This is a genomic window from Rhodococcus sp. GB-02 (genome assembly GCF_053470465.1).
This window is the reverse complement of the sequence record NZ_JBPUKE010000001.1, coordinates 2,228,928-2,242,822: the sequence shown is the minus strand read 5'-3', so window position 1 is coordinate 2,242,822 and position 13,895 is coordinate 2,228,928. Positions and strand designations below refer to the sequence as shown.

At 60.1% G+C, this 13,895-nt stretch carries 15 protein-coding genes; 10 read left to right on the top strand and 5 right to left on the bottom strand.

What is annotated here, in order from left to right; genetic code table 11:
• Positions 1-17: 17 nt before the first annotated feature.
• Genes rplW through rpsJ form a run of 4 tightly spaced genes read right to left on the bottom strand, consistent with a single transcriptional unit; the run spans position 18 to position 1,970 of the window.
• Positions 18-323 carry a 50S ribosomal protein L23 gene (gene rplW, locus ACSW29_RS10530; RefSeq protein WP_230812246.1) on the bottom strand — a complete coding sequence of 102 codons (306 nt, stop codon included), beginning with the start codon at positions 321-323 and terminating at the stop codon, positions 18-20.
• Entirely contained in the window at positions 320-994 is a 675-nt protein-coding gene (gene rplD, locus ACSW29_RS10525; protein ID WP_230812245.1) for a 50S ribosomal protein L4, read from the bottom strand. Before rplD ends, rplW begins: the two co-directional genes overlap by 4 nt.
• Positions 991-1,647 carry a 50S ribosomal protein L3 gene (rplC, locus tag ACSW29_RS10520; RefSeq protein ID WP_003940826.1) on the bottom strand — a complete coding sequence of 219 codons (657 nt, stop codon included), beginning with the start codon at positions 1,645-1,647 and terminating at the stop codon, positions 991-993. Before rplC ends, rplD begins: the two co-directional genes overlap by 4 nt.
• A 17-nt stretch (positions 1,648-1,664) precedes the next feature.
• On the bottom strand, positions 1,665-1,970 hold the full coding sequence (gene rpsJ, locus ACSW29_RS10515; protein WP_003938093.1) for a 30S ribosomal protein S10: 306 nt from the start codon (positions 1,968-1,970) through the stop codon (positions 1,665-1,667).
• A gap of 552 nt (positions 1,971-2,522) precedes the next feature.
• Between rpsJ and ACSW29_RS10510 the strand changes: the two genes are divergently transcribed.
• The 5 genes from ACSW29_RS10510 (at position 2,523) to ACSW29_RS10490 (ending at position 7,593) form a co-directional block, all read left to right on the top strand.
• The gene (locus tag ACSW29_RS10510; protein ID WP_448277181.1) at positions 2,523-2,999 is read left to right on the top strand and encodes a hotdog fold domain-containing protein; all 477 of its coding nucleotides are present in this window, start codon (positions 2,523-2,525) and stop codon (positions 2,997-2,999) included.
• Positions 3,000-3,230: 231 nt separating this feature from the next.
• Positions 3,231-3,620 (top strand): chorismate mutase family protein, encoded by a 390-nt coding sequence (locus ACSW29_RS10505; RefSeq protein WP_448277180.1) that lies wholly within the window; start codon positions 3,231-3,233, stop codon positions 3,618-3,620.
• On the top strand, positions 3,617-5,701 hold the full coding sequence (pabB, locus tag ACSW29_RS10500) for an aminodeoxychorismate synthase component I (RefSeq protein WP_448277179.1): 2,085 nt from the start codon (positions 3,617-3,619) through the stop codon (positions 5,699-5,701). Before ACSW29_RS10505 ends, pabB begins: the two co-directional genes overlap by 4 nt.
• An 8-nt stretch (positions 5,702-5,709) precedes the next feature.
• Positions 5,710-6,609 carry a prephenate dehydrogenase dimerization domain-containing protein gene (locus ACSW29_RS10495; RefSeq protein WP_448277178.1) on the top strand — a complete coding sequence of 300 codons (900 nt, stop codon included), beginning with the start codon at positions 5,710-5,712 and terminating at the stop codon, positions 6,607-6,609.
• A gap of 6 nt (positions 6,610-6,615) precedes the next feature.
• Positions 6,616-7,593, top strand: coding sequence for a diiron oxygenase (locus ACSW29_RS10490; protein WP_448277177.1), 978 nt, complete (start codon positions 6,616-6,618; stop codon positions 7,591-7,593).
• Positions 7,594-7,715: 122 nt separating this feature from the next.
• Here ACSW29_RS10490 and ACSW29_RS10485 read toward each other — a convergent pair whose 3' ends face one another.
• On the bottom strand, positions 7,716-8,573 hold the full coding sequence (locus ACSW29_RS10485) for a glycosyltransferase (protein ID WP_347871384.1): 858 nt from the start codon (positions 8,571-8,573) through the stop codon (positions 7,716-7,718).
• A gap of 404 nt (positions 8,574-8,977) precedes the next feature.
• On the opposite strand from ACSW29_RS10485, the gene ACSW29_RS10480 reads away from it, so the two are divergent.
• The 5 genes from ACSW29_RS10480 to ACSW29_RS10460 all read left to right on the top strand — a co-directional run bounded on the left by ACSW29_RS10480 (position 8,978) and on the right by ACSW29_RS10460 (position 13,813).
• On the top strand, positions 8,978-9,949 hold the full coding sequence (locus tag ACSW29_RS10480; protein ID WP_020969036.1) for a daunorubicin resistance protein DrrA family ABC transporter ATP-binding protein: 972 nt from the start codon (positions 8,978-8,980) through the stop codon (positions 9,947-9,949).
• Complete coding sequence (locus ACSW29_RS10475) at positions 9,946-10,809, top strand: ABC transporter permease (RefSeq protein ID WP_347871383.1); 864 nt, start codon at positions 9,946-9,948, stop codon at positions 10,807-10,809. Before ACSW29_RS10480 ends, ACSW29_RS10475 begins: the two co-directional genes overlap by 4 nt.
• A complete protein-coding gene (locus ACSW29_RS10470) occupies positions 10,806-11,666 on the top strand; it encodes an ABC transporter permease (RefSeq protein ID WP_029254908.1) in 861 nt (286 codons plus the stop codon). The genes ACSW29_RS10475 and ACSW29_RS10470 overlap by 4 nt, the downstream gene beginning before the upstream one ends.
• Positions 11,667-11,785: 119 nt before the next feature.
• Complete coding sequence (locus tag ACSW29_RS10465; RefSeq protein ID WP_347871382.1) at positions 11,786-12,823, top strand: alpha/beta hydrolase; 1,038 nt, start codon at positions 11,786-11,788, stop codon at positions 12,821-12,823.
• 87 nt (positions 12,824-12,910) lie between these two features.
• The gene (locus ACSW29_RS10460) at positions 12,911-13,813 is read left to right on the top strand and encodes an esterase/lipase family protein (protein ID WP_347871381.1); all 903 of its coding nucleotides are present in this window, start codon (positions 12,911-12,913) and stop codon (positions 13,811-13,813) included.
• The last annotated feature ends 82 nt before the right edge of the window (positions 13,814-13,895 follow it).

The window sequence follows — 13,895 nt, the reverse complement described above, 5'->3', positions numbered from 1 at the left end:
TCGTCAAGTCCCGGCGCTTACGCGACCGGTCCTCCGAAGATCTCGATGGGCTTGCTGTCGGCGGACAGGGTCACGAGCGCGCGCTTGGTGTCCTTGCGCTTGCCGTAACCGAATCGGGTCCGCTTACGCTTGCCCTGACGGTTGGCGGTGTTGACGCTGGTCACCTTGACGCCGAAGACCTTCTCGACGGCAATCTTGATCTGCGTCTTGTTCGAGTCCGGGTGCACCAGGAAGGTGTAGGTGCCTTCCTCGATCAGTCCGTAGGACTTCTCGGAGATGACCGGCGCCAGCAGGATGTCGCGGGGGTCAGCGATGGTCGTCACTTGGCCTCCTCCTTGTTCTGAGCACTCTCGGCGGGCCCGTGGATGAATGCGTTGAGCGCCTCGACGCTGAACACGACATCATCGGCATTGAGCACGTCGTAGGTGTTGAGCTGGTCGGGTGCGATGGGATGCACGCCTTCCAGGTTCTGCACGCTCTTCCAAGCGGCTACATCCTGGCGACCCACGACGAGCAGCAGCTTCTTGCGATCCGAGATCTCGCCGAGGAACGCGATTGCGCCCTTGGTCGAAGGCGTCTGCCCTGCAACCAATTCGGTGATGACGTGGATGCGCTCGTTGCGTGCGCGGTCAGAGAGGGCTCCGCGCAGGGCGGCTGCCTTCATCTTCTTGGGGGTGCGCTGGCTGTAGTCACGCGGCTGCGGGCCGTGAACGGTTCCGCCACCGACGAACTGAGGTGCGCGAGTCGAGCCCTGGCGTGCGCGGCCGGTGCCCTTCTGGCGGTACGGCTTCTTTCCACCGCCGCGGACTTCGCCGCGGGTCTTGGTGGAGTGGGTTCCCTGACGAGCAGCTGCGAGCTGCGCGACGACAACCTGATGGAGAAGCGCGATGTTGGCCGGAGCGTCGAAGATCTCAGCGGGGAGATCGACGGTGCCGTTGGTCTTGCCGCCGGCGACCTTGACGTCCAGGGTCAACTTGGTCTCGGTGCTGGTCATGCCCGTGCACCACCCTTCACTGCACTCTTGACGATCACGAGGCCGCCCTTGCGGCCGGGGATCGCACCCTTGATCAGCAGCAGGCCGTTCTCGGCGTCCACCTTGTGGACCGAGAGGTTCTGCGTCGTGATGCGGTCGCTACCCATGCGTCCGGACATGCGCATGCCCTTGAACACGCGGCCGGGAGTTGCACAGCCACCGATGGAGCCCGGGCGGCGGTGAACAGCCTGGGTACCGTGCGACGCGCCCTGTCCCTTGAAGCCGTGACGCTTCATGGTTCCGGCGAAGCCCTTGCCCTTGCTGGTTCCGGTGACGTCGACATATGCGCCGTCCTCGAAGACCTCGGCGGTGAGCTCCTGGCCGACCTCGTAGTCGGAGGTGTCCGCAACGCGGAGCTCCACTACGTGGCGACGCGGGGTCACACCAGCCTTGGTGAACTGGCCGGAAGTCGGCTTGTTCACCTTGCGCGGGTCGATGGCGCCGAACGCGAGCTGTACGGCGCTGTAGCCGTCACGCTCTTCGGTACGGATCTGGGTTACGACGTTCGGCCCAGCCTTCACGACGGTGACCGGGACGACCCGGTTGTTCTCGTCGAAGACCTGGGTCATGCCGAGCTTGGTGCCCAGGATTCCCTTGATCTTGGTATCAGTCATTGTTTTTGTCTCCGCCGTCACTGAATGTTCACGTCGACACTGGCCGGAAGGTCGATGCGCATGAGCGCGTCAACCGTCTTCGGCGTCGGGTCGAGAATGTCGATCAGCCGCTTGTGAGTACGCATCTCGAAGTGCTCGCGCGAGTCCTTGTACTTGTGCGGCGAGCGGATGACGCAATATACGTTCTTCTCGGTCGGCAACGGCACAGGTCCAACGACGCGGGCACCCGTACGGGTTACCGTCTCGACGATCTTGCGCGCTGACGCGTCGATCGCCTCGTGGTCGTAGGCCTTGAGCCTGATGCGGATCTTTTGTCCCGCCACGCTTAGTGTCCTTTTCTTGCCGCGTTTCGTAGCCCGCCTGGTCAGGCTCGAGCTACCTCGTCTGCACAGTCCTTGCCTGGACGATGACACGACGAACACTGAAGCGATCGGGACCAAGTCCAAGTTTTTCGGGAGTACCGAATATTCGGATCGAGATCAGGATCTGCTGCCGCTGTTCGTTTGTCATTGTTCTCCGGTACACGCGGTCGGGCGTGTCGCCTTCTCACTCATCCTGCGCCGGACAATCTTTCGATCATCTGGCGTGATGCGCACCGGACGTGTTCGATGTCGAACACAAAGTAGGTACTGCTTCCGTCCTGCATTACTTCTCGTCTTGCATGGTCACAGTCGTTGACCCGATTACCCTGACGGGATCTGCGATCGATCGTCTGTGACGTCTTACCCTTACCCGATCACGGCCGCAAACGACCGCGTCCCGGACAAGGCAACCCGACCAGTATGCCGTACCTGGCCCAATTCCTCAACTCCCCCGAAGCGCCCTTTCCGAGTGAGCTGCGCGACAACAACCTTACTCAGAAGTAAGATAGGTCCATGACTATCTCTAGCCCTACCTATCGCGGATGGCAGAAATTGCCGGACAACGCCCTCGGACATGCAGTTTTCTCGGCGGCGATGTCCATTCGCGTGCCCTATTTCGCCTCCGTTCTCCCCCGGGTGACGAAGTTGGAACCAGGGCTCTGCGAGGTCCGCTCCCCCAAATGGTGGGGCGTGCACAACCACCTCGGCACGTTTCACGCGATCGCAGCTTGCAATCTCGCGGAGGTCGCAATGGGCATGCTGAGCGAAGCGACGGTTCCGAACTCGCACCGCTGGATCCCCAAGTCGATGAAGGTCGACTACCTCGCCAAGGCAGAAACCGGTCTGCGGGCAGTCGCCCGACTCGAGATCTTGCCGGACTTCGCGGCGATCGAGCGCGGAACTGAACTGGTCGTTCCCATCTCGATCTTCGACCGGGACGGCAAGGAGGTAGTCCACGCCGAGATCGCCACCTGGATCACCCCCAAATAGGCACTCACGCAGGCGGTCACGAACCCGCCTGCATCGCAAGCTGATTCGCCCACCAACAGGTTTCGCAGAAATTCGGACCGCGGCAGGTTTCGGCGAAAGACGATCGTGGAACACCTCCCCGAACGGCGATGGTCGGTCGGGGTGCCGGTGTCCGGAGGTGATTTACGTTCCGGACACCGCATTGTCGACCTCGCGTCACGCCGAGCACCGGGAGGCCTCGTGGAAGAGTTCTTGACCACAACGAGTTCCGAAGCAGGCGCGGAGACCGCGTCGTATCCGGACAAGGCCGAGGGATTGGACAGCTTCCGGCGCGACCTCGACGCGATCGACGCGTTACTTCTCGAGACGGTGCGCGAACGGCTGGAACTCTGCCTGCGCATCGGCGAGTGGAAGCGCTCCCGCGAGGTTCCGATGATGCAACCTGGCCGTGTCCGCCTCGTGCAGGAACGGGCACGCGAGTTCGCCCGTCGCCACGACCTCTCCCCTGACTTCTTCAACTCGCTGTACGAGCTGATGATTGCCGAGACCTGTCGACTCGAAGACCTGGTGATCAACGCACCTGTTGAGGAGGAGGACACTGTTCGGGAATCCGTCGGACCGAGATCAGGATCATCGACATGAGTTCCCGCACCCTTCTGGTGGACAATTACGACTCGTTCACCTACAACCTGTTCACCCTGTTGACCGAGGTCAACGGGGTTGTTCCCACCGTGGTCCGCAACGACGCGGACTGGGATTCCCTCGATCTCGCGTCGTACGACAACGTGGTCATCTCCCCCGGTCCCGGCCGGCCCGATCGCGAGCGTGATTTCGGAATCAGCCGCCGTTTCATCGAGGAAGCACCCCTCCCACTTCTCGGTGTGTGTCTCGGTCACCAGGGTCTGTGCGAGTTGTTCGGTGCCGACGTGGTGGTTGCGCCCGTCCCGATGCACGGCCGGATCTCGCTGATCGATCACGACGGTTCAGGCATCTTTGCCGGACTTCCGTCGCCGTTCCGAGCTGTTCGATACCACTCGTTGACCGTCGAGAATCTGCCGAATGCCTTCGTTCGCAACGCGTGGACCTCCGACGGACTGCTCATGGGCGTCCGACACCGGACCAAGCCGATGTGGGGCGTGCAGTTCCATCCGGAGTCCATCAGTACCGAGTTCGGCATCGATCTGCTCGCGAACTTCCGCGATCTGTCTGTCGGACGAACTCTGGATTCGGTGATCCGACACGAACAGGCGCCACAAACGCCCGACTTGCGACCGGCGATCAACTACGACGTCGACGACGTGACCCTCGATTTTGCCGTGGACCCGTCGGCGGCGTTTGCAGCACTGTTCGCCGACGGCCCCAATGCGTTCTGGCTGGACCGCGCGGCAACTGCGGAGCCGAGTGCACGCTTTTCGATTCTGGGCGATTCCGCGGGGCCGCTGGCCGAATTCATCACGTATGACGTCCAAGCCGGGGTGCTGACGGTCAGCCGAAAAGGCTTGCCCGACGAGCACATTCGAGTTCCGTTCTTTGACTACTTGGACGCGCAACTCGCGACGCGCTTCGTACCCTCGCATCCGGAACTCGACTTCAACCTCGGTTACGTGGGCTACCTCGGCTACGAGCTGAAAGCGCAGACCGGAGGAAAGCCAGTCCATCCGGCACCCACTCCTGATGCCGCCCTGGTGTTTGCCGATCGTGCCGTCGTCATCGATCACACTGCCGGCCGCACTCACGTTTTGAGGTTGCGTGAGAAAGTCCGCGACGCCGGCCACGACGACTGGCTCGAATCGACCATCGACACCCTGGCGCGGATCGGCGCGGACCTGCCGGAACGCACCCCGGTTCCACTGATCAGCGAGACGGTCTGGACACAGGCTCGACTGCGGCATGATCGCGATCAGTACCTGTCATTGATCGGTACGGCCCTCTCGGAGATACGGGCAGGTGAGTCTTACGAGGTGTGTCTGACCAACATGGCGAGCGTCGACGAGACGATCGACGCGCTGCGGGCGTTCGAGTACCTGCGCTCGATCAATCCGACGCCGTACAGCGCGCTGCTCGACTTCACCGGCATCTCGGTCGTTTCGGCCTCACCTGAGCGGTTCCTACGTGTCGACGCGGACGGCAACGTCGAGTCCAAGCCCATCAAGGGCACTCGCCCGCGTGGCGTAACCCGGGCGCGAGATGCTGCCCTTCGGCAGGACCTGCTCGACAGCGAGAAGGACCGCGCCGAGAACCTTATGATCGTCGACCTCACTCGCAACGACCTCACTAAAGTCTGCGTTCCGGGAAGCGTCCACGTTCCGAGGCTGTTCGCGATCGAGTCGTACTCGTCCGTTCATCAAATGGTGTCGACCGTGCGTGGACATCTGAGTCCGGGATCGTCGGCAGTGGACTGTGTCCGGGCCGCTTTCCCCGGTGGATCGATGACCGGCGCCCCGAAGGTACGGACGATGGAGATCATCGACCGCCTCGAATCCGGCCCGCGCGGGGTCTACTCCGGATCGATCGGGTACTTCGCCCTCGGTGGCGCCGCGGACCTCTCGATCGTGATCCGGTCGCTGGTCTGCACCGAGAGCGGCGTGACCTTCGGAATCGGCGGTGCCATCACCGCGTTGTCCGACCCGGAAGAAGAGTTCGACGAGACCACGGTCAAGGCGTCCACGCTGCTCCGTGCTCTCGATGCGGTGTCCTCTCGAGTTCTCGAGTACGGCGGGTAGAACCCGCCATGACGGCGGCATCAGGGACTGCGACGGTGGTCGGCGGTCAGGGTGCCGTCGGAGCCATGTTCGTCGAACTGCTTCGCGCCGAAGGCTTGACGGTCACCGTCGTCGACCCAGCCGGCAGCGATCCTGACGGAGATGTGGTCGTCGGAGACATCACGAAACCCAGTAACCGGGTCCTCGCGCACGTGCAGTCCTCGAGCATCATCGTGCTCGCGGTTCCCGAACAGGTCGCTCTAGCCGCACTACCGAGCCTTCGAACATCCGGCGCTCTCGTTGTGGACACGCTGTCGGTCAAATCGCGGATGGACGCAGCAATCGCCGACGCCGGCCGAGAAGGGGAGTTCCTCGGACTCAACCCCATGTTCCGCCCGTCGCTCGGCCCTCGCGGTCGATCCGTAATCGCAGTGCCGTACGTCGACGGTCCGGAAACCAGAAAGTTCCTGGACGTCGTGCGCTCATGGGGAGCGTCGGTCGCGGTGATGGACGCCGATCGTCACGACCGGTTGGCCGCAGCTACCCAGGTTCTGACCCACGCGTCGGTGCTGGCTTTTGGCGTTGCCCTGGCCGAACTCGGAGTTTCCGCGGACGAACTCCTCGCGGTCGCCCCTCCCCCGCATCGGACCTTGCTCGCGCTCCTGGCGCGTGTAGCCGGCGGCGAACCGGAGGTGTACTGGGACGTACAAGCGGGCAATCCGTATGCAGGTGCGACACGAAAAGCACTGTTCGATGCCACCTCACAGGTGGACACGGCGGCCGAGGCCCTCGGCGACTTCACGACTCTGATGAAAACCGCCGAGGCAGCGCTCGACGATCGCTCCGGCGAATTGAACGCGGAGTGCCAGAGCTTGTTCGATCGCATTGCCGAAGGGCACAGAGAGACTGCCGAAGGGCACAGAGAGTAGGGCACGATGAGACCTGGAGTGAGTCCGCCCAGCCTGCCGGATTACGACGCCTCCGATCCTGTCGAGAGTGCGATCGTCAACCGGCTTGCGAGCAATTGGGCACGCCGGGCGACAGTGAAAAAGGCGGAGCCCGAACTCGACGACCTCTTCGACCCCTCGCTGTCCGACTACCCCGAAGCACTTCTCCCCTTCGCGGAGCATCCGACCTACCTGGCGTTGCGTCCCGAGCAGAAGCAACGCCTACAGGCCTGGGCATGGATCGCGTTCAACAAGAACGTCATGGACATCGAGAAGTACGTCGTCAATCCCGGGTTCGATGTTCTCGCTGAAGACCGTCTCGGCGTCGGACTCGGGGATTGGGCTGCAGTTGCCGTCAATCAGGCGATGGTCGACGAGCAATATCACACGCTCATGCATTTCAACGCCAGTTCAGCGACCCGTCGAGGCAGGGGCTGGGCGCTTCCGTCGAGGGCATTACCCGACGTGTCGACGGTCCGTACCCGCGCGCAAGCCCTGAACGCTGCCGACGGGCCGCGCAAGATCGCGCTCGCCGAGTTGGCGTTCATGACCGTCGCCGAGGTGTCGATCACCGCTTACCTCGACCTTATCTCGGACGATCCGGGCGTGCAGTCGACCAACCGCGCGACGATTCGGTTGCACGCCCGCGACGAGTACTGCCATGCCTCGATTGCCGGGGAATTGGCCGTACTGGTCTGGGATTCCCTGGATGGTGGAGATCGCAGCTACCTGCTGAAAGGCTTCGAGAGCGCCATGCGCGCTTTCAGCGGCACCGACTTCGGCGCGTGGCGAGCAATCATGGAAATTGAAGCCGTACCCGGCGGACAGAAGATGCTCGACGATGTCGGATCGGAACCGCGCAACAAACTGTTCGTGCAGGACTACAGCGGAATAACTGGCCTGCTCCATAAGTTGCAAGTTACGCCGGAAGTATCAATCGCTGCAGAAAAATACCTTCCCAGTTAATCCAGTGCAATAATAGGCAATGTCCCCAACGAACCCGATCCATTAATATTCCGCAATTATCGGGCACTCCCGATCGTTCACCTAGACAAGAGCGTGATCAAATAAAATACCGGACGGATTTCTTAAGAAAAGACGGGAAGATCCCTCGCTTGCTGTCTCCGACCCAAGACCCGAGAAGAGAGTTGTCCGGAATTCTTATCATACATTCGATAAAGGGGCCATAAAATTGCATGCAGAATACTGTCCGCTGCAATCAAGAAGGTCAACTTCCAATTCGATACACCATGGTGCTCGAGGGTTTTCTTTGATGCTCGATTATATCGCGCGTATACTCGCGGCGAACTAACTCCACGCCTACCCGAAACCTTTGCAGCCATGCTGGAGATCTGCCCGACAGCGCAACGAACATGCGCCATGCAGAGGGATAGATCAATATCCTCGTGAATGTCGGTTCGATCGCTGACCACGTCCCTGACGGCCAACCAAGCCGATCGACGCATCGCCATATTACTGCCTGGAACTGCAACAACGGGCCGAACTGCGCCCTGGGCCCCGCGACCGAGACGCCAATTCGTCCATCGGCGCTGAAGGCCGGCGATCGGAGATTCATAAAGGTACGTCAGGCCAGTTACGCCCGAGAAATCGTCGCGACGCTCGAAGAATTCATGAACCGCAACTGCCCAATCTTTCCCCACGATCGTATCTGCGTCGATACGCCCGATGATTTCTCCACTAGCCGCGTCAAACCCTTTGTTTCTCGCATGCACCACTCCGGGGCGGGATTCATTGAGAAGCCGAACCTTCGAACAACTACTTTGATACTTCTTGATCAAATCAGAGGTGTTGTCCGAGGAATTATTGTCAACGACGATGATTTCGTCGACATATTCGCCTTGAGCAATGAGCGCTTCGATGCATGTTTCGATGTATTCAGATTCATTAAAAGCCGGAACAACCACCGACAACGTCGCGTTCGCCATTTCCCAACGGTATCGCGAATCCCTCCACAAGACATTGAGCATCAGGCCCAGGGGACCAACCGGAAGGAATCGGAGGACTTTCGTCACCGGCCAAATCGAAGACCTCCGTGCCGCGCAACTGAATACCCACCTGCGCAGATGCACTACAAATCTATTTGGTCATTCGTTCAATTAGAGGAGATCTTTACGTTACAAAGAATATTTGTGATTCTGACCACAAGGTGAAATCGAAGGTGAGAGTTGCTGGCAGGAGCCACATGCTCCCGGTCACGCGTCCGATTGTCCGAGCGTCGGTTTGACCCTCCGGTAACATCTGAGCGGAGATCACAGATAGAAGACAGAAGGCATCTGTGCGCCCGTCGGGAGCGCGTGCCCGTTCCGACAATGCAGACAGCGGAGTGTTGATGCCCTTTTCCACGGACGCAGCGGTACTAGTGGAGGACGTACACAAGTCCTTCAAGAACGTGCACGCGCTGCGAGGGATCAACTTCACCGCCCCGCGTGGGACAGTGCTCGGCATCTTGGGCCCCAACGGCGCAGGTAAGACAACGACGGTGAAGGTCCTCTCCACACTCATTCGCCCTACCAGTGGACGCGCGATGGTGGCTGGCTACGACGTCGTGCGCAACGCTCCAGAGGTTCGACGCTCCATCATGATGACCGGGCAGTTCGCCGCTCTGGACGATTCTCTCACCGGCCGTGAGAACATCGAACTGTTCGGCAGGTTGATGGGGCTCGACCGAATGTCCGCCAAGGTGCGCGCTGCCGACCTGCTCTCTCAATTCGACCTCGTCGAAGCTGGATCTCGAGTAGTCAGGAACTACTCCGGCGGTATGCGCCGACGAATCGATATCGCGTGTGGCCTGGTTGTTCGGCCCGAGGTCGTTTTCCTCGACGAGCCGACCACCGGCTTGGATCCGCGCAGTCGGCAGAGCGTCTGGTCGCTGGTTCAGTCACTGAAGGAGCAGGGAATCACCGTGCTCCTGACGACTCAGTACCTCGAAGAAGCAGATTTACTGAGCGACAACATCATCGTCATCGACAAAGGCGCAGTCATTGCCGAGGGGACTGCTGACCAATTGAAGGCTCGAACCGGCGCAAGCTTCTGCGAGATCGTGCCCGCAGATCTCAAACAGCTGCCTCACGCGGTCCATGCACTGGGCAATCTGGTCCCCCGTGACTTCAGATTCGATCTGGCACAAGAGAGCGGGCGGATCGCAATCCCCGCACCTGTCGGCGCAGGAACCCTCTCCGAAGCACTGCGCCGTCTGGACCACGCACGGATTCCGCTTGCAGACATAGCGCTTCGTCGCCCGTCACTCGATGACGTCTTCCTTTCACTCACCGGTGAACAGCACGTAAGCGAGACACCGTGACGACAACTACAAAATTCGGGGTCGATCAAGTGGCTGTCCGCGGGGACAGTCGCACCAAGATTGCAGTCCCCGAGGCATTGAGCGTTGGAAAGCACCGTCGACCGCATCCGTCAGCGATCAATCAGTGGTGGGTGCTGACGGCACGCACCGTCAAATCGATGGTGAAGCGCTATGAACTGCTCGTCGCAGTCATTGCACCGCTGATTTTCACGATCGGGTTCTACCTTCCCTTGAAGTTCGTCATGCAACTTCAAGGGATCAACTACGCGCAGTTCTTGATGCCGATCATTGTGTTGCAAGCGATGGCATTCACATCAATTTCGGCTGCTCAAATGTCGTCAACGGAATCGATCACCGGCTTCAGCAACCGGATGAAAACCATGCCCGTCGTCGGCCCGATTCCGCTGCTGTCCCGTCAATCCAGTGGGTTCGTCAGATCAACAGTCTCGCTTGCTGCCGCATTGGCGTTCGGCCACTTGATCGGTTTTCGATTCTCAGCAGGAATCGGACAGGCCATCCTGTTTTGCGCGGTCGCCTTGGCGTTCAGCACCTGCTTGTCCTTCGCCGGTGATGCGATCGGCTCACTTTCGAAGAGCCCGCAGGCCACCAGTCAAGCGCTGACATTGCCACAGTTGATTCTGGGGATGTTGTCCTGCGGTTTTGCGCCCGAGACTGGCTTTCCCGAGTGGATTCGGCCGTTCGTACGCAATCAACCGGTATCGCAGTTTTCATTCGCCATGCGTGATCTTGCGCAAGGCGGGGTCACCTGGAGCGTCCTCTTTCCCGTCGTTGCCTGGACTATCGGCTTGATCGTCGTGTTCGCGCCACTCGCGTTCTGGGCAAGTATGAGGCGGTCATGAGCGAGCCGACAGATCGATTCATGGCTGTAGTCCGCCCGGTCGAGGGGTTCAACTTCCCTTACCCAGACAACGCGCTCCCCGAGAACTCGTTCAAGGCGCTGGTCGTTCACAGTGGAATTCAGGCCAAACGCCTGTTGCTCACCTGGCTGCGCGATCCATCGACCGCTATTCAGGCCCTCATTTACCCAGCATTCATGCTGCTGATGTTCCGGGTCGTATTGGGCAATTCGATTACGGCAGCAACCGGCCAGTCGAGTATTTTCGGGACCGTTCCACTGATCATCCTCGTCGGCGCAATGTTCGGGTCGATTGCAAGTGCGGTCGGTCTCAAAGGTGAACGCGCGTCCGGACTACTGAGTCGATTCTGGACGTTGCCTGCGCACCGCGCCTCTGGCCTCGTCGGACGCATGATCGCAGAAGCAGTCCGAGTTCTCCTCACGTCAATCGTGATTCTCGGCGTCGGCTACCTGTTGGGGTTCCGATTCAATCAGGGCCCGCTCGCGGCCTTTGCGATCTTGGCGTTGCCCGTCATTTTCGGCGTCGGTTTTGCCATGATGGTGACGGCCCTGGCCACGGTTTCCGACAACTTGCCGCTCGTCGAAATCGTATCCATCTCGTGCACACTGTTGATGTTCTTCAATTCCGGCTTCGTCCCTGTGATGGCCTACCCGAAGTGGCTTCAACCGGTGGTGGCAGAGCAACCGATGTCCGTCGCGATCGACACGATGAGAGGGCTGTCGCTAGGGGGTCCTGTGGCGGAACCCCTCGTCAAGACGCTGCTCTGGTCCTTCGGCATGATTCTCGTCTTCGTCTACCCAGCGATTCGGGGATACCGACGCGCCGCGGCGATGTCGTAACGAATACAGGCCGCAAACCGACTTCACAGTTCGAGAAAACAAGTGGCACCAGGGATGAGCATCGATGTACCCGTGCCGCGCAACGAGAGGTATCTAACTTGACGCGTACAAGGCAGTCCATGTGGAGGCGCGCTACCGGTGTCGCCGCCGTGACGGTGGTGTGCGCTCTGGTTCCGGCCGGCATCGCAACTGCGTCACCAGCCGCTCACCAGGGCGGCGGAGATTCGGCGGAGTCTGTCACGAGTGGTTCTTATGTCGTGTCTGTCGAGCAAGTGAACGATCGCCAAAAGATTGTGAATGTATACGCGGCGTCGATGGACCGCGTTGTTCCAATTCAGGTCATAACTCCTGCCGATGACTCCGCACCCCGCCCCATCCTGTACTTGCTCAACGGAGCCGGTGGTGGACAAGATTCGGCTACTTGGGAGTACCAGACCGACGTCGTCGACTTCTTCCAGGACAAGAACGTCAACGTCGCGACGCCAGTTGGTGGCCGCCTGTCGTACTACACCGACTGGGAGAAGGAAGACCCGAAACTTGGTAAGAACATGTGGAGCACTTTTCTGGGTAAGGAGCTCCCCCCGTTGCTGAACAAGCAACTTGGCAGCAATGGCGAACAGTCGATTGCAGCAATCTCGATGTCGGGTACTTCTGTGCTCAACCTGGCGATTGAGTACCCAGGCTTTTACAACTCCGTTGCCGCATTCAGCGGATGTGCCCAGACCAGCGATCCGCTTGGCCAGCAGTTCGTCAAGACCACCACGGAGTGGATCGGCGGCGTTGACGACGTGCAGAACATGTGGGGTCCGTTCGACGGCCCCGGTTGGCGGGAACACGACCCCCTTGTGAACGCTGAGAAGCTGCGTGGCACACAGATTTACATGAGCACCGGCAGCGGGCTCCCCGGTTTCCCCAATGACACCCCTGCAAATCCGCGCATCCAGGACGGTCGCGCTGCGATGTTCGACCAGATCGTTGTCGGCAGTCCGATCGAGCTTGCAACCAACCTGTGTACTTCCAACATGGCGAAGCGGCTCTACGAACTGAGTATTCCGGCAGTAGTGGATTTCCGTCCAACAGGTACCCATTCATGGGGCTACTGGCAGGACGATCTGCACAAGTCCTGGCCATTCATCGCACAGTCTCTGGGCGTCTGATTCAAAGTGCCTCGTGCTGGCTTCAACGCCAGCGCGGGGCACCGATTAGCATCATGGGAGGAATCAGCTGTGCGGTTCATTAGGATCATGCTGGTCGTACTGGGAACTTGTTTCCTGCTGTCTGGCACCTCGGTCAGTGCCCTGGCGGATGATCGAGAACCCACCCCTGGTTTCGCGAGTATGGGTCCATCGCCGGCGGGCTCCAACAACTGGAATTGCGTTCCGAGCGCCGAGCATCCTCGTCCGGTAGTTCTCATCCATGGAACAACCGCGAACATGGTTGATACCTGGGCTGAACTTTCCCCGCAACTTGCTGATCTCGGCTACTGCGTATTTGCTCTAAATTATGGAGGGGCACGGGAAATCTTCAATCCCAACGCTCTCCAATGGGGTATCAGGGACATTGCGACTTCAGCGAAAGAGCTTGCAACCTTCGTTGATTCAGTTCGCCGTCATACGGGTGCAAGCCAGGTGGATCTCGTAGGCCACTCCCAAGGGGGAGTCGTCGCTCGCCAGTACCTGAAGTTCGACGGTGGTTCGACTCCGGAAGATCCGTCGAAAAACGCCGTCCATTCTCTGGTCACCCTCGGCGCTACCAACCACGGAACGACCTTCGGCGGCTTGCAAGCGAACGCTGAACAACTGTCAGATTTGGGACTTCCTGGAGACCTCTTGGTTCAGGCGATCTGGGGACCAGCCGGTGTTCAACAACTTCAAGGGACACCGCTGTTGACTGAGCTCAATGCGGGCTCGGAAACCCAACCGGGAGTTACGTATACCGTGATCGCGACCGCTCACGACCAGATTTCAACCCCTCCGGAAGCTTCGTTCCTTACCGCAGGCCCCAATTCCGTTGTCAACAACGTCTGGGTCCAGGATGGATGCCCAGGCAACACTGCCTCGCATGCGGGCCTCGTTCGTGACGCGCATTCGTTGGACCTCGTAAAATCCGCGCTCGATCCGGAATTCACGCCGATCCCCTGCGCATAGCTGCCCCAGTCGTCGCGAGGGTCAGCCGCAGCAGTCGAAAACGCACTCGGCAACCTCCGATCGACAAGCGTGCGCTGTCACG